Here is a 19082-nt window from a genome sequence, read left to right as displayed (position 1 = left end):
CCAGAATCTTAAAAGATAATCATCTATCCGTAGAAAAAGGATTGTGGACGCATAATGATGTACGAAAGTACCTCGGCGGTACGGATCATGAAGACCCGATTGATTATTTACGTAGCCATGGTGTTTCAGAAGTTCAATTTAGAAGTGATGTGCAGCAGGCATATAATAACTCTAGTGTGAATGTTTCTGTTCCGTCTAAACCAGAAGAAGTACCAACAGCAGTAACAGGTGGGATTGCTTATATTCTTGGAAACAACGTAAACCTACGAAAAGGGCCAGGTACGAGCTATTCAGTTATTCGTCAGCTAAACAAACCAGAAGCGTATCAAGTGTGGGGAGAGAAAGATGGATGGTTAAACCTTGGTGGTGAGCAATGGGTGAAATATAATCCAGCGTACATCAGGTTTGAAAAGCAAGAATCAGTACATCCGGTTGTAGGGAAACGTGTTGTGGCCAAAGTGGAGAACCTTCGATTCTATGATTCACCGTCATGGCAGAATAGCGCTGTAGCGGGTACAGTCGATAGTGGCGAAGGATTTATAATCGATGAAAAAGTAAGTGTGAATGGCTTCACGCAATTTAAGGTGCACAATAGTAAAGAGCGCACATACTATATGACATCAAACGAAGCCTATGTGTATGTGAAATGATTGGGAATAGAAAAAAGGAGTACTCTTGATCAGAGAGCGCTCCTTTTCACTAAAGGAAAGAAATTATACGACAATTCATTCTATTTCCGATGAAACGTAAATATACAAAAAAGCGTTCCTGGTTGGAGAGGAGCGCTTTTTGACATTAAGTCGTATCGGCATGGTTAGTATATGCTTAATGTTTTTGATTATGATGATTAAGTAACATTTAATTTTTGTTTTACTTTATTCGGTAAGTCTTTTTGCTTAACTTCTTCCCAAGCCGTTACTACTTCTCCGTTATGATATACTCTTAAAAATGCATGTTCGCGAAGTTGTTTTTGAGCCGTAAATAGCATGGTTTTTTCAGTCCCATTTTTATCAAACCCTTTTAATTCATATTCATAATATCGGTAAGGTTCACCTGTGTTGAATTTTTCATTTTTTTCTTTACCTTGTCCTAATATTTGCACGTAGTATTCGTCTTTCCAAATTCGATTGTAATCACAACCCGTTAAAAATACGGTAAATAGAATGAAAAATATAATTGATGGAACGGTTAATCTCATAACTAATATTTCAACGCCCTTCTCTTAAGTATTATGTAATTGTGATGATGTATCTACTCCGTTATAATAATATGTACAGTAAAAGGTGTGAATATCAACCTTCATAATTTTCTTAATAAAAAGTAGCATCCTTTTGTAGAAGGATTTATATATGTTATAAAGATGTATAAAAGCACCTCCCCCAGTTGAAGGTGCTTTCACGTGGTGATTCTCTAGATGTCATTTACAGTATATCCAATATGATTGAAAAATAGAACTTTTTATTGACTGTAAAAAATATGTATTGTATGTTTGAAGTGAAAGTTCTCTGATCTATTGCACAATGAAGAATCCGTCTCCTATTTGGAGGCGGATTTTTTGTTTACATCCAGAAGTCATCATAATGGACGTCTGTGTTTGTTAATTTTCTTAAGGCTTTTATGATTTTTTGAGCATTTTTCATAGTAGGGGCAAATGCATCCCCTTGACATATACGGCTAATCGTGGATTTACTTACCCCACTTTTTTCGGCAAGTAATTGTTGAGTAATCTGGTTGTCATCTAAAAAACGAGATAATTTTGAACGACGATGTTTTCCTAAGTTAAACCAATTCAATTAAATCACTCCATTTTTATTGATTAATAAAAGTCTGTCCTAATTTCCTAAATTATAAACCGCCAGAAAATTGGAATGTTAGACAAGCCATTCCTAATATGATGTACCAAGGTAAGAGAAGTTCCAGTTACCAAAGTAGCTATCAAGGTAGGAGCAGGTGATTTTACCAAGGTAGGTATCATGGTACGTTTTGGGTTTCTATCGTGGTAGCTGCCATGGTTCCTATCAAGGTAACGCTACCATGGTAATAGATGCGTAAAGCGTTATTTTACTTGAATGTTATATTCTGTTTATAAGGGGCGAAAGAAATGAACAGCAAGATGTCATCATCAGAAGAAACTTGTGAGTATTGTAAATGTTTGTTATCCGATTGGTTGTTTTGGAGGTGGAATGGAAAGAAGTATTGTTCAGAATCTTGTGCGGAATACGATAAGAAATAAATGAGGGAGATGAGCGTATGTGGGGCACAAAACAAATCATTCCCTTTCGGGATTTTATGAGTGGGGCGTACAAAAAGAAAGAGAGACAAATACAAAAATATCATGCAGGGAGTCCGTTGGCTTTTCTTCATATGTCCGATCCCATGATACATACGTATTTTGCGTTAGGAGTAATGGGAACAGTTTTAATCGGGGCAGTTCTGCTAGAAAAATATCTTGTGCAAAATGATTATGTATTAGTAGCTAAATTATTATCTGATGGCATTCATTATGGGGTGAGAATTGGGGGTGTGGGATTCATCGGCTATGTATTTCTTCGCATTGTAATCATGTTCTAGGAGGCTTATCATGGAAATCATAAAAGAATGGATGTATAAAAAGTCTTTAAAACATCAAATGATTAAGGTATTTCAGAAGGCTGGTTTATATATAGAACATCAAACGCGTGGAGGGAAAGTGCTAATTTACCCTAAAATTCATGCAGTTACTTCTTCGAACCAGTATGTACAATACGTGTTTACCATTCCGAATGGATTGGATCCGAAGATACTTGAAAAGAAATGGTTTTGCTTTCAGCAAATATTAGGGCGGAATGTAGCAATTGAAGGTAATATTAAAAGGTTTGTACTCCATGTATTTCATTCTGATGGTGGTTTAAAACCATACAACTACAGTTACAAGCAATGGCAGCCGTTAGTAAAAGAATATCGTCTTCCAATTGTAGTAGGATGTGACCAATTTAGAAATAGGATTGTGTACGATATGGTGGATGCAAACACACCGCATCTTCTCATTGCGGGAGAAACAGGTTCAGGAAAAAGTAGTATGGTGCGAGTTATCTTGTCTACATTGATTCAAACCATGTCGCCCGATACTTTGCAGTTGTACCTAGGCGATTTGAAAAATTCAGAGTTTCATTTCTTACGGCGAGTCAAACATGTAAAAGAAGTATGTATGGAAGAAGTCGAAATGAAAATCATGCTTCAAAAGGTATGGAATGAAATCAGGGAACGCAGAAAACTCATGGAAGAATATGAAGTGGATCACATTGATGAGTACAACAAATTAAATACTGATAAACAGAAACCCTATATTCTCCTAGCAATTGATGAAGTAGCGATGCTACAAGATGAAAAAGAGTGTATGACGATTATAGAAAAAATATCGGCAGTTGGTCGGGCGTTAGGTGTCTTTCTTATGCTATCGATGCAACGTCCAGATGCAAAAGTGTTAGATGGTAAATTGAAACTCAACATGACAGTCAGAATGGGCTTCAGGTGTGCTGATAGCATTAATAGTAAAATCATGGGTACACCTGGGGCAGAACAATTAGAGCAATCTGGTCAGATGATTCTAAAATTACAGGGGCTCAAGAAAGTGCAAGCGCCTTATTTAGCTTTAAACAAAGCGAAACAAATGATTGAACCGTACCGTGTACTGAAAAATACAGTTGAGCTTCCAAGTCCAGAACAAGAAAAAATGCCTTTGTTTGGAGTGTTGAATCATGAAGAATAGAGATAAGGCAATCATAAAGGATTTACAGCGATTTCGATGCATGTCTCGTGATGATATTATCGATTTGCATTTTCAAGGACGCAAGAAAGCTGTGACTTGTTGTAATACGGTGATGAAACGGTTGAGAAGAGACGGAAGTGTGGATGCAAATGTGTCACAGCAGCCATACATCTATTTCCCGCAACCGAGTACGATTCGAAAAACGAGTCAAAAGATTCCGCATTTCCTTGCCATTGTAGATGTATATAAGCAACTTCTCCAGTATGAGAAACCAAAATTGTTTAAAGTTGAGCCGAAATACGGTAAAGCGTATATGGAACCTGATATATTTACTATATGGCGACAATCCCCGTTTTTCATAGAAGTACAGAATTCAGTCTACAGCAAGAAAGTCATGCAAGAGAAAGTAAATCGTTACGAATTCTACTTTCATAGTTTGGAATGGCAGCAAGAACCATGGCAACCGAAGAAATCCAAATACTTCCCCTCACTACTCATCGTTACGGATACACAATATGACATCTACTCTCCCAATTTTCGCATATTCCAAACAAAGTCGATCCATGATTTCATGAATCAAATGGTTGTGAAGGCATAAGAAAAATAAGTCAATGTATATAAATGAGAAAATTAAGCCATACTAAACTCGGGGTCAAAGTAGTACTTGTCCATCAAATGATTCACGATACCATTGAAATAGGCGAACTTTCCTTTTTTCATGCGGACCCCATTTTTTATCTTCATCGCAAATTCTTTCATAGCCTGTACACTAATATGTAATTCTTGCTCCTTATCAAAAGCAGTTTCCCCTGTTGTATGATTGACCACACGATTGCATTGTTTTACCACTTTCCAAAATTCTTGAATGGTTCTCGCTTTCGAATAATAAGCAGAGGCTAGAGAAGCAAAACGTTCTGGCACCCAATGGGCCACAAATTCAGCGCATGTAATGTTTTCTTTAGGTACAGTATTTTTATCATTACCATTACGTTTATTTATATCTTTAATCTTTTGTTTTAAGGTTTTAGTAGTTGTTTTTGGGGTGTGACAAATTTCAGCATTTTTAGCTGGTTTAGGTGTGACAATTTGGTCTTTCGTAATGATTGGCTGAATGATAATCACGTTACTTGTTTGTCTCTTGTCGCTCTTACGTTTCGTTTCAAGTTGCTTAATAATACCAAGGGATTCTAAGTATTGGCATGCACGAATAACCGATCTACGGCTAATGTTTAGGTCTTCCGCAATCTTCTTTTTGGATTTAAAAGATACACCGAAATATTTACAAGAATGGTTGTGTAAGTGATTGAGTACAGCCAATTGATTTTTATTCAGCTGATCAGCAAATTGTTCCTTATATGCACGTACAGTGTCATTTAGTTCCCCGATAGTTTGAAAAGATACTAAGTTTTCATATGTTTCTATACTAGCAAGAATGGTAATGGCTTGTTTCTTTTTCATAAGGGCTCGTCTCCTCCTGAAATAAAAAAGCAACAGAATGCCACAAAATGTAAGCAAACTGTTGCTAGGAGACCCTTATGTACGATAAAATGAGGTACATAAAGAGTTACAGCAGGTGTTTGCCTAGGCTCGTTAGGCGGACGGTTAATAAGGTGTTCCACCACCCTATTAACACGCTGTGCTCTTTTATTTTTTTGTTAGTTTAATTTGAGTTTTTTCGGTAACGGATTTGGTCACAAATAAGTAAAATAATGCGTTTATTACACTTTTTAAAGGTAGTATAAAACGCTTATATATCAACGTTTTTTGTTTGAATTCATTAGTTTGTTTTTATAATTGATAGAAGCGTGGTGTATATACGGGTGGGATATTAGAATACTTTATGGAACAAGATTTATATTTTCCATATGTAATCGGTGTGTCAGCTGGTGCTTGTCATGCAGCGTCGTATCTTTCCAGACAAAAAAATAGAAATAAAACGGTCAATATTGATTATGCATCACATCCGAAATATTTGTCGTATAAAAACTTATGGAGAAAACGTCAGCTATTTGATATGGATTTCATTTTTCATGAAATTCCAGAAAAGCATGTTCCGTTTGATTTTGAAACATATTTTAATAGCCCAGAACGTTTCCTTGTAGGAACGACGGATTGTGAAACAGGACAATCAGTTTATTTTGAGAAAGAAGGAACGAATGATGATGCACTAAATTTATTACAAGCGTCTAGTTCATTGCCTTTCATTGCACCAGTAGTAAATTATCGTGGTAAGCAGTTATTAGATGGCGGGATTTCTGATCCAATTCCAGTTCGTAAAGCACAGGAAGATGGATTTAAAAAATCAGTCGTTATTTTAACGAGAAATCATGGTTACGCGAAGAAAAAATCAAAATTCGGATGGATTGCAGGAAAAGCTTATAAAAAATATCCGAATCTTGTTAACACGATGTTGAATCGTTATGAAGTGTATAATGAAACACTTCACTATATTGAAAAAGAAGAGCAAGCTGGTAATTTATTTGTTATTCGCCCAGAAGTGCCGCTTCAAGTAGATCGTATGGAAAAAGATACAGCAAAACTACAAAGTTTATACGAGCAAGGCTATGAAGATGCAAAGAGACAATTTGCAGATTTACAGGCGTTCTTACAAAAATAATAATTAGGCTGTGGAGATGGAGTTCTCTGCAGTCTTTTTTGTATTACTTGCTTATGTTACTTTTAAAAAATGTATGAATGTTTAAGTGTTTAAAGAGTTTGTAAAACATTGGGGCGTCGTATTGAGGAGAATTTACTTGAGAGGTATTATGACGATGTAGCGCTACTAAACTATTAAATTTATGAGGTGATTGTTAATGAAAGGAAAAGTTTTTTCAATTACGACTTTAGTATTATTAGCAACATCAATCTCAACAAGTGCATTTTATCCAACTCTAAGCGGTCACAAAAGCGGTAACCTACTATCTTACAGAGCTCAAACTACTACGAATCAAAATGCATCTCGTTGTTCAGTAGCAATTTCTTTTATTAAATCAAATGGAAATAATTCATATATTGAAAGCGCTTCAGATAAATTAGGATCCCATGAATCTGGAAGAGCATTAAACGCAACTGTGAGTAATGGTGCATATAACGCCTTTGGTGCAAAAGGACTATACTCTGAGCATTATGCTAATGAAAATAATGACTATCAAGAAGATACACACAAAGGTACTTTTGATAGTAATGGTAACTTACGATTACAGTGGTAAAAAGCATTAAACAGTTGTCTTTATAAATATTTGGATAAGGAGAAGGGGATGTTCATCATCTCCTTCTTATTTAAAAGGAGTAGAGACATGTATTTAGCTTTTAAAAATATAAAAAACAACAAACTGTTTTCAGTCATTCTTCTTATGGCATTTTTTATTTCTTTTCTTTCTATATCAATATCCGCACTTTTAACAGAGTCTAAACGAAACTTTATATCTGCTTTTCAAATAGGTTTTCCAGAGAAGAATCAAATTTTAACTGTTCCGATAGCGAATGCAACTGAATTGGAAGAGATAATTCCTTTCATACAAGATACTTTTGTTAAAAGTGATATTTACGTAGAGAATTTAAAAGCATTAAATAGTTCAGGGGCAACAAAGATCATAGCTGTGAACTTAAAAGGTGATTATTATTGGAAGCCATATATTTCTGAAGGACAATATTTTCATCGTGAAAATGTAAACGATATGGTTGTTGGCGATCAAACGAATGTAGAGGAGTTATATGAATTTGATGATACATATAAAAAAATAGGAACTATATCGAGAAAAGACAGTGACGTCGGTGTAGCAGGCATATACGTTCCACTTCAAAACTTACCTACTATATCTAAAAAAGGTATTATCGCGAGTAAACAATTACAATTAACAGTTGTTAATCCTACATCATCTATTCATAACGAAATAAAAAAGTTTATGGGGAGGAGTAAAGATGTACTTTCGGGAGATGTTCAAATACTGAATGAACGAGATCTTCAGGAACTACATGTGACACATATAGATCCAGCAAATAAGTATTATTATAAATTCATTCTTGTTGCAATTGTTTCTGGCATTTCTGCGGTTTTATTTTGGATTTATAAAAAAGAAAGAGAGATTTCATTAAAAAAAGCAGTAGGTGCTTCTAATAGATCTATTTACTGTGAACTATATGTTCAAATTTTGTTTATTTCTCTAGTGGCGATGTTGTTGGTTTTTCTGGTGTTAGAAATGTTTTCTGGAATAATTCATACGTATTTTCAGACATACTTATTAAAACCGTTAACACCATATGTATTGGTATGTAATATTGTTTTTATAATTTTTCTTACAATGTTTGTTACTGTAATTCCAATCAAGCACATTATAAATATATATCCTGGAAAACATTTAAGAACGTAGGAGGTCTTCATGTTTTTTATATTTGATTCTATACGGTCTGTGAAAAAACGGTTGTTACCAAGTTTGATTATAGTAATTTCTTTAATTATTGCATTTTCTTCAGCAATAGAATTTGTTAGTAATCTTTCGGGATATCGAAAAATGATGACGTTAGCAAATAATTTATCAACTCATAAAAATTTCTATGAACTTTATGCGACGCAAGATATAACATTGTTTAGCGAAGAAAAAGCGAAAAATGATTATCAAGATTTCATGCAAGGGTTATCTAATACGATACCAATAACAAATAAAACAAATTATTTGTTCCGTAACTATTCACTTAGTTTAAAAAAAGAAAATGGAACGATAAAGACTCTTATTGTTGATAAAGATATTAATAAGTACTTTCATATACGAATTTCACAAGGAAGATATTTTGAGGAATCGGAATTTCATAAATCAGCATTTGATATTAGACCTGTTATATTAGGGGCTAATTATATAGAAAAGGTATCTATTGGTGATGTTATACGATCTGGAAAAATGAAGCTAAAAGTAATTGGCTTTTTAGAAAAAAATTCACCATTTACATATCCTCGGAGCGGTGAAATATCGGATAATCGTATTACATTATTAGATGACATGGCGATTTTACCAATTGGAACAGAAGAAATAGAGTTCTATAGTGTAGAACTTTTATACAATGGGTTAATTATAGAAACAAAGGAGAAGATAAATATAAATGAATTTCAAAAGAAAGTATTAAAGGTAACGGAAGGTAAGGGGTATTCGTATTATGTTACAAATCCGAATAAATTGTTAGAAAATGAAAAACAAGGTATTGATAATATGTCATACCCCTTATTATTAAGCGGTACAGTCTTATTTTTTTCATTTCTATCTATTGTATTGACATCAATGGCAACACTTTATATAGAGCGTAAAAATATTTCTATTAAATCAGCGTTAGGTGCAAGCACTTTTCAAATATGTCTTCCATTTATTATTGAGTATATGTTGTTATTCATTTTATCGATATGTATAGGAATTACGTATTTTCAATGGGAGAATAGCGGAGCGATTGAAATTCAAAAAGAGCTAGAAAATAGTACCGTATCTTTTTTTGGAACGTTAAAAGTCTCTATAGAATCATTGGTTGTTATAGGTGCTTTATCACTTGTAATGATCCTCGTTATATATGCAATCATTTATTTAAATGTACTAAAAATAAAAAATACATATATGAAAGAGGTGTTATAGATGATTCAGCTCGCAAATGTGGCTAAGGGATACGGAAAGAGCAATTTTAGTGCTTTAAAAGATATTAATCTTACAATAGAAAAAGGCGAAATGATAGCCATTATGGGACCATCTGGTTCTGGGAAATCAACCTTGCTTAACATTATTGGCTTAATTGAGAGCCCCTCTACTGGAATGTATTTTTTAGATGGAATGGATACGAGTACATTCAAGTCAAACTATCATAAGTATAGAAACACGGAAGTTGGATTTGTATTTCAGAACTTTTCGCTATTAGATGATTATACAGTTGTTGAAAATGTAATGCTTCCGCTTGTATATAGAAAAATTTCTCATAAGAAACGTATACAAATATCAAAAGAAATGCTGGAAATGGTAGGACTGGAAAGGCATATTAACAAATATCCTTACGAGTTATCAGGAGGAGAACAGCAAAGAACAGCAATAGCAAGGGCTTTAGCACAAGATACAAAAATTATACTTGCTGATGAACCGACTGGTGCTCTCGATCAAGAAAACGGGAAGAAAATTATGAGCATTTTAAAAGAGATTAATAAACAAGGAAAAACGGTGCTAGTTGTTACACATGATCAAAAGGTAGCTGCATATTGTCAGAGGACGATACGGTTACTTGATGGTTGTATGGTATAATATGGATAATTTTATGTGAAGAGGTGATACATATGGAAAATGTATATAAAGGACTTAGGCATACCGGATTTACTGCAATGCTTATTTTTGGAGGGGGATTTCTACTTCGCTGGCTCATACATGATGAGATGCTATTGGATCAGCTTATTGGATTTAGTGTAGGAATGGTAATGGTTGTTTCGTCAGTTTCCATTCAAAAGTATAGTAAAGAATTACAGATGAATGAGAAATATTAATACTTTTTAACTGCTGTTATCTTTTTCATAGTTTAGTAATCGTGGAGGCTTTCGTGTGATTGTTGCAAAGGGAAAATAGAGCATCGAATTTCGATGCTCTATTTTTTATTTACGCTTCTTTTTAATAAATGAAAAGGCTAAAGCTGTAATTAAAATACTGCCTTTAATGATATCTTGTGCATAATAAGGAACGTTCATCATTGTGAGGCCATTTAGTATAATTCCGATTAATACCGATCCGAGGAATGTTCCGACTATATTTGGTTTCTTGGCACCGAACATTGCGTAACCGATATAGGCAGCTGCGACTGCATCCATTAATAATGGAGCACCAGCTGAAACTTGTCCTGTTCCAACGCGGCTGCATAGAATAATGCCGCCAATAGAAGCTAGTAAACCACTAATCATATAAGCATATACACGGTAACGATCAGTAGGAATACCGGCTAATCTAGCAGCTTCTCGATTCCCACCAGTCATATAAAAGAAACGACCGTACGTTGTTTTTTCTAAAAATAGATGTGCAATTAAAACGACAGTAAGCATGATAATGACAGGGACTGGAATTCCTAAGACGGAACCTTGACCGATAAATAAAAAGGATGGAATAAAATGTCCTGTTGCACCGGACATTCCTTCATAAATTGAGGATCCTTTTGAAAATGTTAAGTGTAGTCCATTAACGATATACATGATACTTAATGTAGCTAGTAAATCGGGTAGTTTAATTCGGATAACGAGTAGTGCATTTAATAATCCAACTAATAATCCGCAAAGAATAGGAACAAGGAGTGTAACTAATAGTTCTTGTCGATATAAAACGAGACAAGAAGCAGCTGCAATTGTTGCTAAACTAGCGGTAGAGCCGACTGATAAATCAAACCCATCTACAATCAATGTAAAGGTAACGCCGATTGCAAGTAACGTTACGATGGAAATAGAACGTAAAATATCACTAATATTGTTATATGTTAAAAAAGAATCATTGACGATAGAGAAAAAAATTGTAACACCTATAATAATAGCAATTGTACTAAATTGATAAAAAAGATGAGTAGGTAAATATAGTTTCTTAGTTTTCGTTTTATGAACGAGATTCAATGGAATAGCTCCCTTCAGATAAATGTAAAAGCTGTTCAGGAGATAGTTCGCTTGGTAAGTATTCACCTACAAATTCTCCGTTTGCCAGTATAAGAATGCGATCAGCGATATGCAACGCTTCATCTTGTTCTCCTGTGAAATAAATTACGGAACTTCCGTTTTCTGTAATGTTGCGAATGAATTGAAAAATGTCTTGTTTCGCAGCGATGTCTACACCTTTAGTTGGCTCGTCTAAAAGAAATAGATTAGGTTTGAATCCACTCCACTTTGCAATTGAGACTTTTTGTTGGTTTCCACCGCTAAGTGAATGAATAAGTGCCTTTGGGTCATTTGGTGAAATACCGAAAGAAGAAATTGCTGTAGTAGCATCATTTAATTCGGTTTGTTTTCGTTTCCAACCTGATTGATGTAAATTTGTGTGACTTATAATATCTTCCGAAAGAAATACGCCTTGTTTTCTTCTTTCTTCTGGTACAAGTGCGATTTTCGCTTTAATCGCATCTCGTGGTGTTTTAATCGTTAGTTTTTGACCGTCTATTTCTGCGTGATAAGTATGACGAGCACCAAATAACGTTTCAGCAAGTGTTGTTTTTCCACTTCCAATTAATCCGTATATCACAACAGTTTCTCCTTTTCGTATTGTAAGAGAAAGGGGAGAATGACCTTCGTGTAATAGAAGCTCTTGTACTTTAAATAGTTCCTCGCTCCCGGTTTTTGGTGCTGTATTAATAGGAAGTGTAAGTTGTTTTCCAGTCATTGCTTCCACAATTTGTTGAGCTGTAATTGTTGTAATGGTTTCAGAAAGGGCAACTTGACCATTATGTAATACAGTTACATCATCCGCGAAATTTCGAATCTCTGATAAACGATGAGAAACTAAAAGGATGCCAATTCCTTTTGATGTTAAATCTTTTAATAGTTTCCCAAAGGTTTCAACTTCTTTTGGTCCAAGAGAAGAAGTAGGTTCATCTAATAAAAGGTAATTTGTATTGTTAGATAAAGCTCTTGCGATAAGAAGTAATTGTTTTTCATGTAATGAACAGTTTGAAACATCTTCCGAAACATTTAAATTTACCTGTACAGTTTGCAAATGTTGTTTAGCAAGTGCGACTAATTTGGACTTTGAAAATAGTACTTTATTTTGCATTGCTAAATGATCGATTAGTACATTTTCTAATACAGATAATCCGGGAATAAGTCCGTGATCTACTTCTTGTGTTACGAAAGAAATGCCATGCTTTTTTGCATCGCGCGGGGAAGTAAAGGAAACAGACTGAGTATCAATTTTTATATCGCCAACAACTGGTTGAATTTCACCAGTTGCTATTTTTAGTAAAGTACTTTTTCCCGCACCGTTCATGCCTAGTAAAGCGTGTACTTTTCCTTTTTGAATATGAATAGAAACATCTTCTAGAACAGGTGTAGCGACATGATAAGAATGTGTAATGTTTTGAAGAGAGAACGTCATCATTTTTTCTCCTTCTCTAATTTTTTCATCCAAGGGGAATATGCATCTTTTGAGTCTCCCCAACCGTTTATATATTTTGATAACTGATCCATTGTTATATTTTCTTTTGGTAAACTATTTTTCTTTACTAAATAAGGTTCTAGTGAATAAATATCTGGCGTTTGTTCACCAGCAATTTTTTTGTATAAAAATCGTACTTGAACCTTACCTACTTCAGCTGGATCAGTTGCAGCTGTAGCAGTCCAAGGTGAGTTTTCTTTTTGCATGAGTTGTAAATCTTCATTGCTTAAGTCAATGCCATATACTTTTATATCTGTACGACCAGCTTGTTCAAGTGCTTTAACAGCCCCTTTAGCAAACTCATCCCACGAAGCGAAAATAGCTTGTAAATCGTCTTTTTTCGGATATTTCTTTAGTAAAGCTTCTACTTGTGTTTGTGTATCGAGCGGTGTGTTATTACTAGCAGTACCGAATCTTGCAACTTCTTTTATATTTGGATACCGTTTATAAAAAGCATCAATGATAACATTGCGACGTTCCATTGGAGCAAATCCGCCGACCCATACAACTGCGATATTTCCTTGTCCATTCAAATCTTCCGCTAACGTTTTTAATGATTTCCATGCAAGACTATAGTCATCTTGATCAATAATTGTCACACCTGGCAAGCGTAGATCGTTATCGAACGCAACTACGGGAATGTTCGCCTGTAACGCTTTTTCTACTCCAGGTTTTAGTGCTTCAGAACGGCCATGATCAATTAAAATACCATCCACTTTTGAATTAATAGCAGTATCTAAATTTGCAGCCATTTTTGCTAAATCGTTATCAGAATTGTAGACTTGTACACTGCCGCCAAATAGCTCAACTTGTTTTTTGACACCCTCAATATATTGAGAGGAAAAAGTTCCGATGGACATTTGCATAATTAATGCGATTTTTAATGGCTTCTTCATTTGGCTTGGAATTTCTGTTTGTAATTGATTTTCTACCGTTGTAGTCGCCTTTCTCACAGTTTGTTGCTTTTGTGAAGAGATAGCATCTTGTTCATTTGTACAAGATGCTAATGTAAATAAGAGAAAAATAAGTACGATGGAACATAATTTTTTCATAAAAAAATCCCTCCTAAACTAAAAAGAGAGAGGAGGGAGTGAAAATAAAAAACGCCTTTTCATATAGAAAAGACGCCTTATCATATTACTCTTATCTTTCAACACAATGTGTTGTAAGAATTAGCACCGTGCCCATAAATGGGTCGGTTGCCGGGCTTCGTAGGGCTCATCCCTCCACCTGCTCTTGATAAGACATCGAATATTTAACTATTTTGAATTATTCCACAAACGAATGGTGTTGTCAAACAGTATTTATAAAAAAATCCCTCAGGAAGAGGGATTTTAATGTGGTAAGAATATCAATTGATAAGCAAACAAAATTCCAAATACATACACAAGTGGGTGAACAGCACGGAATTTACCTTTTGCCACTTTCATAAGTGGGTATGAAATAAATCCAAGTGCGATACCTGTTGCGATACTTGATGTAAGTGGCATGCTTAAGATTACTAAAAATGCTGGGAATGCTTCATCAAATGAGTCCCAATCGATGTGGCGAACTGAACCCATCATAAGACTACCAACAATAATTAATGATGGTGCAGTAATAGCTGATACACCAGAAACGGCACTTACTAATGGTCCGAAGAATGCTGCTAGTGCGAATAGAACAGCTACTGTAACAGTTGTTAAACCAGTACGACCACCAGCTGCAACACCAGCAGATGATTCAATGTAAGCTGTTGATGGTGTTGTTCCGAACATAGAACCGATTGTTGCTGAGAATGAGTCAGATAGAAGAGCTCGTCCAGCTTTTGGAAGTTTTCCGTCTTTCATAAATCCACCTTGTTGAGCTACCCCAAGTAATGTACCTGTTGTATCAAATAATGTAACAAGGAAGAATGAGAATACAACGCCGTATAATCCGTAGTTAATTACGTCAGATACAGCAGTAATTGGATTTGAAACAATAATTCCTTCTGGTAATCCAGGCATTGATGTAACACCGTTTGAGAATGTTAATTGTCCTGTGAAGAAAGCGATAATACCAGTTAATAGCATACCGATAAATAGTGCGCCATTTACATTTAAAGACATAAGAACAATAGTAATTCCAAGCCCAGCCAATGCTAGTAGAACTGGAGCAGAGTGAAGATCACCAAGTCCAACTAAGTTTGCATCATTTTTTGTAACGATACCTGTTAAACGTAAACCGATAAAGGCGATGAAAAGACCGATACCAGCAGTAATTGCATGTTTTAAGTTTTCAGGAATTGCTTCCATTAATTTTGTACGGAAAGATGTAAATGATAGCAAAATTAAAATCATACCTGCTACGAATACAGCAGAGAATGCAATTGCGAAAGTCATGCCTTCATGCGCTTTTACAACAGAGTAAGAGAAGTAAGCATTTAATCCCATACCTGGCGCGATTGCGATTGGTAAGTTTGTAAAGATTGCCATAAATAATGTTCCGACAACAGCAGCAATAATTGTTGCTGTAAATGCTTGTTCAAATGGAACACCTGCATCCCCAAGGATAACAGGGTTTACGACAATGATATATGCCATTGTTAAGAAGGTAATAATACCTGCCATAATTTCAGTTTTAATAGAAGTTTTATGTTTTGAAAGGTTAAACATATAAACATCCTTTCTGTTTACGAATAATTTTCACAACAGTTATATATAATATTCGTTTTTTAACTATTTTGCAATAGTTTTGCATAAAAAGTTTATAACAATTCATATTTTGTGTCTTAAATTCGAATATTAATCGTAACTTGATGTGTGAATTTCAGTTTTTATTATGCACATTATAAGGAAAAGGAGTTGAAAGAAGCTATGCCACAGCAAAAAAACTTTATAACAATGCCTGCGCAACATCAAAATAAGCAGCCGGGGATTGAATCATTAATGAGCCCCCTTCCGCAGTTTGAAGATCCAAATTATAAAGGAAGTGAAAAGTTAAAAGGAAAGAATGTGTTAATTACGGGAGGAGATAGCGGAATTGGACGAGCAGTTTCCATCGCTTTTGCAAAAGAGGGAGCAAATGTTGCGATTGCTTATTTAGATGAGGAAGAAGATGCAAATGAGACGAAACAACGTGTTGAAAAAGAAGGTGTAAAGTGTGTATTGTTGCCAGGGGATTTGAGTAATGAACAGCATTGTAAAGATATTGTGGAAGAGACCGCTCGGCAGTTAGGTAGTTTAAATATTTTAGTAAATAACGTTGCACAGCAATATCCGCAGCAAGGACTAGAGTATATTACAGCAGAACAGTTAGAAAAAACATTTCGTATTAATATTTTTTCTTATTTTCACGTTACGAAAGCAGCACTTTCTCATTTGAAGAAAGGAGATGTCATTATAAATACGGCATCTATCGTTGCATATGAAGGGAATGAAACGTTAATTGATTATTCCGCAACGAAAGGAGCAATCGTAGCTTTTACAAGATCACTTTCTCAATCGTTAGTGCAAAAAGGGATTCGTGTAAATGGTGTTGCACCAGGACCGATTTGGACACCGCTTATTCCATCGAGCTTTGATGAGAAGAAAGTCTCTCAGTTTGGGAGCAATGTCCCGATGCAAAGGCCTGGTCAACCATATGAGTTAGCGCCGGCATACGTATATTTAGCGTCTGATGATTCTTCTTATGTTACTGGACAAATGATACATGTAAATGGGGGCGTTATTGTAAATGGATAGTTTTCATTTATAAGAGCAAAGTAAAGCTAATTACAATTATTATGGTGAGCGCTAGGGGGGATATAGGTGAAAAGGGTATGTTTCGTCTTACTATTATTTTTCTTCCTACCGGTTAGTGCTTTTGCTGATACAGATCATTTAATACTAGTTAATCTTACGACAAACCAGTTGTCTTTTTTTGAGAATGGAAATTACACAAAAACATTTCCAGTAACGACTGGAAGAGATCGTACACCTACGCCTGAAGGTAATTTTTGTATTATAACGAAATTTAAAAATAAAGAATACCATCGAAAAAAAATAGCTGGGGGTGCACCGAATAACCCTCTTGGTACGAGATGGCTTGGGCTAGATAAGAATGAATATGCGATTCATGGGACAAACCGGGAATGGACGATTGGAAGTAGGGAATCAAATGGCTGTATTCGCATGCATGACAGGGATATACAATGGTTATATGACCGAGTACAATTACAAACAAAAGTAATCATTTCTCGTTTTCATACGAGCCCCGAATATGAAGCGAATAAGCTTGGTTATCGCGTTGTGAGCTGGAATGGTCGAAAAATAGAAAAAGAACAAATTGGAATACTTACGTTAGTAGACCGCGCGGATATATATTGGCAAGAACCAAATGGACAGTTAACGAAAGTGAAAACGGTATTGCCAAATGAAAGATATCCGGTGTACTCAAAACGAAAAGATGGAATATATTATATAGGAAACAATTCGTATATTATAGATGAAACAGGAGAGAAAATTCGTTACGAGCAAATTCCTTCTTCGATTTTAAGTAATATATATAAACGGAAATACAATGTTCCGTAATGGCTACCGTATTATAGACGGTAGCTTATTTATACTTGGAGTTTAACTGCAACTATTGTATTTTGCTGAATATAATACAGTACAGATAGGGGGCGGTTATATTATGAAAAGTGAATTTGCGTTTAAAGTTTTCTTAGTAACGACCTGTTTATTTATCTTGTATTTATATGCGTTTCTCGTCTTTTCTTTTTATGTTCCATATGTTGATCTAATATTGTTCTTTGGATTTATTTGGGCGTTTGTGAAAGCGAGGGAAGGAGAGAAGAGTATATATCGGCGCATTACCTTATGCGGAACGGTAGTTCTCGTTATTTTGTACTTTTTTATTATGCATGATTTTTGGAGGGGAATATAAAAAAGCATACGATGAATCGTATGCTTTTTATGTTTAATATTTAGGCTTAAATGTATGACAACAAGTCTCTATACTCGTTGCTACAGAACTTTCTAGCGTCTCATTTGTTAAAGCAGCTGTATATGAATCATTTTCAGTTTGACCAGTTTCATCTGCATCAGGCTGAACGACAATCGCACTTGCTTGACAAAAGTTACCTTGTCCCCAAAAAGAACAGTTGGAAACAGAACATCTTACTTCTGGCATAAAACCCCCTCCTTATACATTAGTGTGGGATTTTACGCCCATTTCATGTGTAGAAGGAGTTTCCTTTTCTTATTACTTTTTCGTTTGCTCAAGCCATTCTTTTAATTTGTCTTTCGGCTGTTCACCACTAATACGGCTCACTTCTTCGCCATCTTTAAAATGAATGATTGTTGGTGTACCTTGAATTTTATATTCATCCCAAGGAGCATCTAATTTTTCAATATCCATAACTTTCATATCAACGTTTAAGTCTTTAGCCATTGGCACTACGACAGGAGATAATTTTTGGCAATGAACGCAAGATGTTTGATAAAAATATACTGTTTCTTCTTTTTTCTCTTTTAAATTCTTTTGAAGATCTGAAAGAGAGATTTTATTTGTGTAGTAGTCAGGACCATCTGTTTGACTATCAGTAGCATTATCAATTTTTTGGCTAGTTGAAGCTTTTTTTTCTTCCATTTGTGTTACAGCGAAAATTGCCGCAAACAAGGCGATAATAATACCACCAAATATAAGCATTTTTTTCATTCTTTCATCTCCTTATTTGTTTTTGATGACAATAAAGCTACAAACAGCGATTGTAATAAAGCCGATAAGTGCTAAAAACGGGATTGTCACAAAGCCGAACCAGTTTATGTATTCTCCCGTACATGGTACACGTCCACAAGCTGCCCCAGCAGCTGAAAATGCTGCGACTTTTTGAATTGCATAGTGATATAAAGAAATACAAGCGCCAATAGTTGCGATTGGTAAAGAATAATTTGCGATGCGATAGTCTTTCTTTGCTACAGCGATACCGAGCCATAAAACGAATGGATACATAAAAATACGTTGATACCAACAAAGAACACAAGGCTCAAATTTCATGATTTCGGAAAAGTACAGACTTCCTAGTGTAGCGATAAAAGAAGCTCCCCATGCGGTAAGTAAAGCATATTCTTGCTTTTTTTCTCGTCCCATATTTTATACCTCTCTTATAATAGTTACATACTAAATTATAGTATGAAGTGGTATGGAAAAGAAAGAAAAAATATTTATATCAATAAAAGTTTTATAAGGAGAAACTTTTATTG

23 protein-coding genes, 1 pseudogene and 1 riboswitch are annotated in these 19082 nt (G+C 35.0%); of the genes and pseudogenes, 14 read left to right on the top strand and 10 right to left on the bottom strand.

The window, feature by feature from the left end:
- Positions 1-650 (top strand): SH3 domain-containing protein (locus ACODS7_RS18060; protein WP_488827224.1); only part of this gene is annotated, 650 nt, incomplete at its 5' end.
- A gap of 197 nt (positions 651-847) precedes the next feature.
- Here ACODS7_RS18060 and ACODS7_RS18055 read toward each other — a convergent pair.
- Together ACODS7_RS18055 and ACODS7_RS18050 are read right to left on the bottom strand one after the other, a co-directional pair.
- Positions 848-1198: a YxeA family protein gene (locus tag ACODS7_RS18055; protein ID WP_243168714.1), complete on the bottom strand. Its 351-nt coding sequence runs from the start codon at positions 1196-1198 to the stop codon at positions 848-850.
- Positions 1199-1559: 361 nt separating this feature from the next.
- Positions 1560-1793: a helix-turn-helix domain-containing protein gene (locus ACODS7_RS18050; RefSeq protein ID WP_242316636.1), complete on the bottom strand. Its 234-nt coding sequence runs from the start codon at positions 1791-1793 to the stop codon at positions 1560-1562.
- A gap of 308 nt (positions 1794-2101) precedes the next feature.
- Between ACODS7_RS18050 and ACODS7_RS18045 the strand changes: the two genes are divergently transcribed.
- Genes ACODS7_RS18045 through ACODS7_RS18030 form a run of 4 tightly spaced genes read left to right on the top strand, consistent with a single transcriptional unit; the run spans position 2102 to position 4346 of the window.
- The gene (locus ACODS7_RS18045) at positions 2102-2233 is read left to right on the top strand and encodes a hypothetical protein (protein WP_144518895.1); all 132 of its coding nucleotides are present in this window, start codon (positions 2102-2104) and stop codon (positions 2231-2233) included.
- 17 nt (positions 2234-2250) lie between these two features.
- Positions 2251-2571, top strand: coding sequence for a hypothetical protein (locus ACODS7_RS18040; protein WP_243168715.1), 321 nt, complete (start codon positions 2251-2253; stop codon positions 2569-2571).
- Positions 2572-2581: 10 nt separating this feature from the next.
- Positions 2582-3748 (top strand): FtsK/SpoIIIE domain-containing protein, encoded by a 1167-nt coding sequence (locus ACODS7_RS18035; protein ID WP_243168717.1) that lies wholly within the window; start codon positions 2582-2584, stop codon positions 3746-3748.
- Positions 3738-4346 carry a replication-relaxation family protein gene (locus ACODS7_RS18030; RefSeq protein WP_243168718.1) on the top strand — a complete coding sequence of 203 codons (609 nt, stop codon included), beginning with the start codon at positions 3738-3740 and terminating at the stop codon, positions 4344-4346. The genes ACODS7_RS18035 and ACODS7_RS18030 overlap by 11 nt, the downstream gene beginning before the upstream one ends.
- A 32-nt stretch (positions 4347-4378) precedes the next feature.
- Here ACODS7_RS18030 and ACODS7_RS18025 read toward each other — a convergent pair whose 3' ends face one another.
- The gene (locus ACODS7_RS18025; protein ID WP_243168719.1) at positions 4379-5206 is read right to left on the bottom strand and encodes a helix-turn-helix domain-containing protein; all 828 of its coding nucleotides are present in this window, start codon (positions 5204-5206) and stop codon (positions 4379-4381) included.
- A gap of 346 nt (positions 5207-5552) precedes the next feature.
- Between ACODS7_RS18025 and ACODS7_RS18020 the strand changes: the two are divergent.
- The 6 genes and pseudogenes from ACODS7_RS18020 to ACODS7_RS17995 form a co-directional block, all read left to right on the top strand.
- Positions 5553-6365 (top strand): annotated as a pseudogene (locus ACODS7_RS18020) (patatin-like phospholipase family protein); the annotation flags it as partial.
- Between the two features lie 196 nt (positions 6366-6561).
- Positions 6562-6957, top strand: coding sequence for a hypothetical protein (locus tag ACODS7_RS18015; protein WP_000676983.1), 396 nt, complete (start codon positions 6562-6564; stop codon positions 6955-6957).
- Between the two features lie 87 nt (positions 6958-7044).
- The gene (locus ACODS7_RS18010) at positions 7045-8118 is read left to right on the top strand and encodes an ABC transporter permease (RefSeq protein ID WP_243168721.1); all 1074 of its coding nucleotides are present in this window, start codon (positions 7045-7047) and stop codon (positions 8116-8118) included.
- A 9-nt stretch (positions 8119-8127) separates the two neighbouring features.
- Positions 8128-9360, top strand: a complete 1233-nt coding sequence (locus ACODS7_RS18005; RefSeq protein WP_088115706.1) for an ABC transporter permease — start codon at positions 8128-8130, stop codon at positions 9358-9360.
- Complete coding sequence (locus ACODS7_RS18000) at positions 9361-10011, top strand: ABC transporter ATP-binding protein (RefSeq protein WP_043936755.1); 651 nt, start codon at positions 9361-9363, stop codon at positions 10009-10011.
- Positions 10012-10043: 32 nt separating this feature from the next.
- Positions 10044-10247 carry a hypothetical protein gene (locus ACODS7_RS17995; RefSeq protein WP_243168722.1) on the top strand — a complete coding sequence of 68 codons (204 nt, stop codon included), beginning with the start codon at positions 10044-10046 and terminating at the stop codon, positions 10245-10247.
- Between the two features lie 105 nt (positions 10248-10352).
- On the opposite strand, the gene ACODS7_RS17990 is transcribed toward ACODS7_RS17995, so the two are convergent.
- The 4 genes from ACODS7_RS17990 to ACODS7_RS17975 all read right to left on the bottom strand — a co-directional run bounded on the left by ACODS7_RS17990 (position 10353) and on the right by ACODS7_RS17975 (position 15512).
- Positions 10353-11348 carry an ABC transporter permease gene (locus ACODS7_RS17990; RefSeq protein WP_001054980.1) on the bottom strand — a complete coding sequence of 332 codons (996 nt, stop codon included), beginning with the start codon at positions 11346-11348 and terminating at the stop codon, positions 10353-10355.
- Complete coding sequence (locus ACODS7_RS17985) at positions 11332-12819, bottom strand: sugar ABC transporter ATP-binding protein (RefSeq protein ID WP_029441664.1); 1488 nt, start codon at positions 12817-12819, stop codon at positions 11332-11334. The genes ACODS7_RS17990 and ACODS7_RS17985 overlap by 17 nt, the downstream gene beginning before the upstream one ends.
- Positions 12816-13928, bottom strand: a complete 1113-nt coding sequence (locus ACODS7_RS17980) for a sugar ABC transporter substrate-binding protein (RefSeq protein ID WP_029441665.1) — start codon at positions 13926-13928, stop codon at positions 12816-12818. Before ACODS7_RS17980 ends, ACODS7_RS17985 begins: the two co-directional genes overlap by 4 nt.
- Positions 13929-14016: 88 nt before the next feature.
- Positions 14017-14122: riboswitch (SAM riboswitch) on the bottom strand.
- A gap of 88 nt (positions 14123-14210) precedes the next feature.
- Positions 14211-15512, bottom strand: coding sequence for an NCS2 family permease (locus ACODS7_RS17975; protein ID WP_000482716.1), 1302 nt, complete (start codon positions 15510-15512; stop codon positions 14211-14213).
- A gap of 201 nt (positions 15513-15713) precedes the next feature.
- On the opposite strand from ACODS7_RS17975, the gene ACODS7_RS17970 reads away from it, so the two are divergent.
- From ACODS7_RS17970 to ACODS7_RS17960, 3 genes are all read left to right on the top strand, one after another.
- Entirely contained in the window at positions 15714-16580 is an 867-nt protein-coding gene (locus ACODS7_RS17970; protein WP_050842613.1) for an SDR family oxidoreductase, read from the top strand.
- A 66-nt stretch (positions 16581-16646) separates the two neighbouring features.
- Positions 16647-17408 carry a L,D-transpeptidase gene (locus ACODS7_RS17965; protein ID WP_000831960.1) on the top strand — a complete coding sequence of 254 codons (762 nt, stop codon included), beginning with the start codon at positions 16647-16649 and terminating at the stop codon, positions 17406-17408.
- Between the two features lie 103 nt (positions 17409-17511).
- Positions 17512-17763, top strand: a complete 252-nt coding sequence (locus ACODS7_RS17960) for a hypothetical protein (protein ID WP_088115236.1) — start codon at positions 17512-17514, stop codon at positions 17761-17763.
- 33 nt (positions 17764-17796) lie between these two features.
- Here the strand turns inward: ACODS7_RS17960 and ACODS7_RS17955 are convergent, their stop codons facing one another.
- The 3 genes from ACODS7_RS17955 to ACODS7_RS17945 all read right to left on the bottom strand — a co-directional run bounded on the left by ACODS7_RS17955 (position 17797) and on the right by ACODS7_RS17945 (position 18969).
- Positions 17797-18009: a DUF1540 domain-containing protein gene (locus ACODS7_RS17955; RefSeq protein ID WP_088115235.1), complete on the bottom strand. Its 213-nt coding sequence runs from the start codon at positions 18007-18009 to the stop codon at positions 17797-17799.
- 72 nt (positions 18010-18081) lie between these two features.
- Positions 18082-18537 (bottom strand): thioredoxin family protein, encoded by a 456-nt coding sequence (locus ACODS7_RS17950; RefSeq protein ID WP_243168723.1) that lies wholly within the window; start codon positions 18535-18537, stop codon positions 18082-18084.
- A gap of 12 nt (positions 18538-18549) precedes the next feature.
- Entirely contained in the window at positions 18550-18969 is a 420-nt protein-coding gene (locus tag ACODS7_RS17945) for a disulfide formation protein C (protein WP_000532261.1), read from the bottom strand.
- Between the last annotated feature and the right edge of the window lie 113 nt (positions 18970-19082).

It is taken from the genome of Bacillus sp. FG16 (assembly GCF_057809515.1).
This window is presented reverse-complemented; position numbering and strand designations above follow the sequence as displayed.

What these genes read in the sequence shown, in the direction of transcription:
- ACODS7_RS17960 (WP_088115236.1), top strand. Translation starts at nt 17,512, where the DNA reads ATGAAAAGTGAATTTGCGTTTAAAGTTTTCTTAGTAACGACCTGTTTA.
- ACODS7_RS18040 (WP_243168715.1), top strand. Translation starts at nt 2,251, where the DNA reads ATGTGGGGCACAAAACAAATCATTCCCTTTCGGGATTTTATGAGTGGG.
- ACODS7_RS17995 (WP_243168722.1), top strand. Translation starts at nt 10,044, where the DNA reads ATGGAAAATGTATATAAAGGACTTAGGCATACCGGATTTACTGCAATG.
- ACODS7_RS18045 (WP_144518895.1), top strand. Translation starts at nt 2,102, where the DNA reads ATGAACAGCAAGATGTCATCATCAGAAGAAACTTGTGAGTATTGTAAA.
- ACODS7_RS18035 (WP_243168717.1), top strand. Translation starts at nt 2,582, where the DNA reads ATGGAAATCATAAAAGAATGGATGTATAAAAAGTCTTTAAAACATCAA.
- ACODS7_RS18000 (WP_043936755.1), top strand. Translation starts at nt 9,361, where the DNA reads ATGATTCAGCTCGCAAATGTGGCTAAGGGATACGGAAAGAGCAATTTT.
- ACODS7_RS18010 (WP_243168721.1), top strand. Translation starts at nt 7,045, where the DNA reads ATGTATTTAGCTTTTAAAAATATAAAAAACAACAAACTGTTTTCAGTC.
- ACODS7_RS17980 (WP_029441665.1), bottom strand. Translation starts at nt 13,928, where the DNA reads ATGAAAAAATTATGTTCCATCGTACTTATTTTTCTCTTATTTACATTA.
- ACODS7_RS18055 (WP_243168714.1), bottom strand. Translation starts at nt 1,198, where the DNA reads ATGAGATTAACCGTTCCATCAATTATATTTTTCATTCTATTTACCGTA.
- ACODS7_RS17975 (WP_000482716.1), bottom strand. Translation starts at nt 15,512, where the DNA reads ATGTTTAACCTTTCAAAACATAAAACTTCTATTAAAACTGAAATTATG.
- ACODS7_RS18005 (WP_088115706.1), top strand. Translation starts at nt 8,128, where the DNA reads ATGTTTTTTATATTTGATTCTATACGGTCTGTGAAAAAACGGTTGTTA.
- ACODS7_RS17970 (WP_050842613.1), top strand. Translation starts at nt 15,714, where the DNA reads ATGCCACAGCAAAAAAACTTTATAACAATGCCTGCGCAACATCAAAAT.
- ACODS7_RS17955 (WP_088115235.1), bottom strand. Translation starts at nt 18,009, where the DNA reads ATGCCAGAAGTAAGATGTTCTGTTTCCAACTGTTCTTTTTGGGGACAA.
- ACODS7_RS17985 (WP_029441664.1), bottom strand. Translation starts at nt 12,819, where the DNA reads ATGATGACGTTCTCTCTTCAAAACATTACACATTCTTATCATGTCGCT.
- ACODS7_RS17950 (WP_243168723.1), bottom strand. Translation starts at nt 18,537, where the DNA reads ATGAAAAAAATGCTTATATTTGGTGGTATTATTATCGCCTTGTTTGCG.
- ACODS7_RS18015 (WP_000676983.1), top strand. Translation starts at nt 6,562, where the DNA reads ATGAAAGGAAAAGTTTTTTCAATTACGACTTTAGTATTATTAGCAACA.
- ACODS7_RS18025 (WP_243168719.1), bottom strand. Translation starts at nt 5,206, where the DNA reads ATGAAAAAGAAACAAGCCATTACCATTCTTGCTAGTATAGAAACATAT.
- ACODS7_RS18030 (WP_243168718.1), top strand. Translation starts at nt 3,738, where the DNA reads ATGAAGAATAGAGATAAGGCAATCATAAAGGATTTACAGCGATTTCGA.
- ACODS7_RS17945 (WP_000532261.1), bottom strand. Translation starts at nt 18,969, where the DNA reads ATGGGACGAGAAAAAAAGCAAGAATATGCTTTACTTACCGCATGGGGA.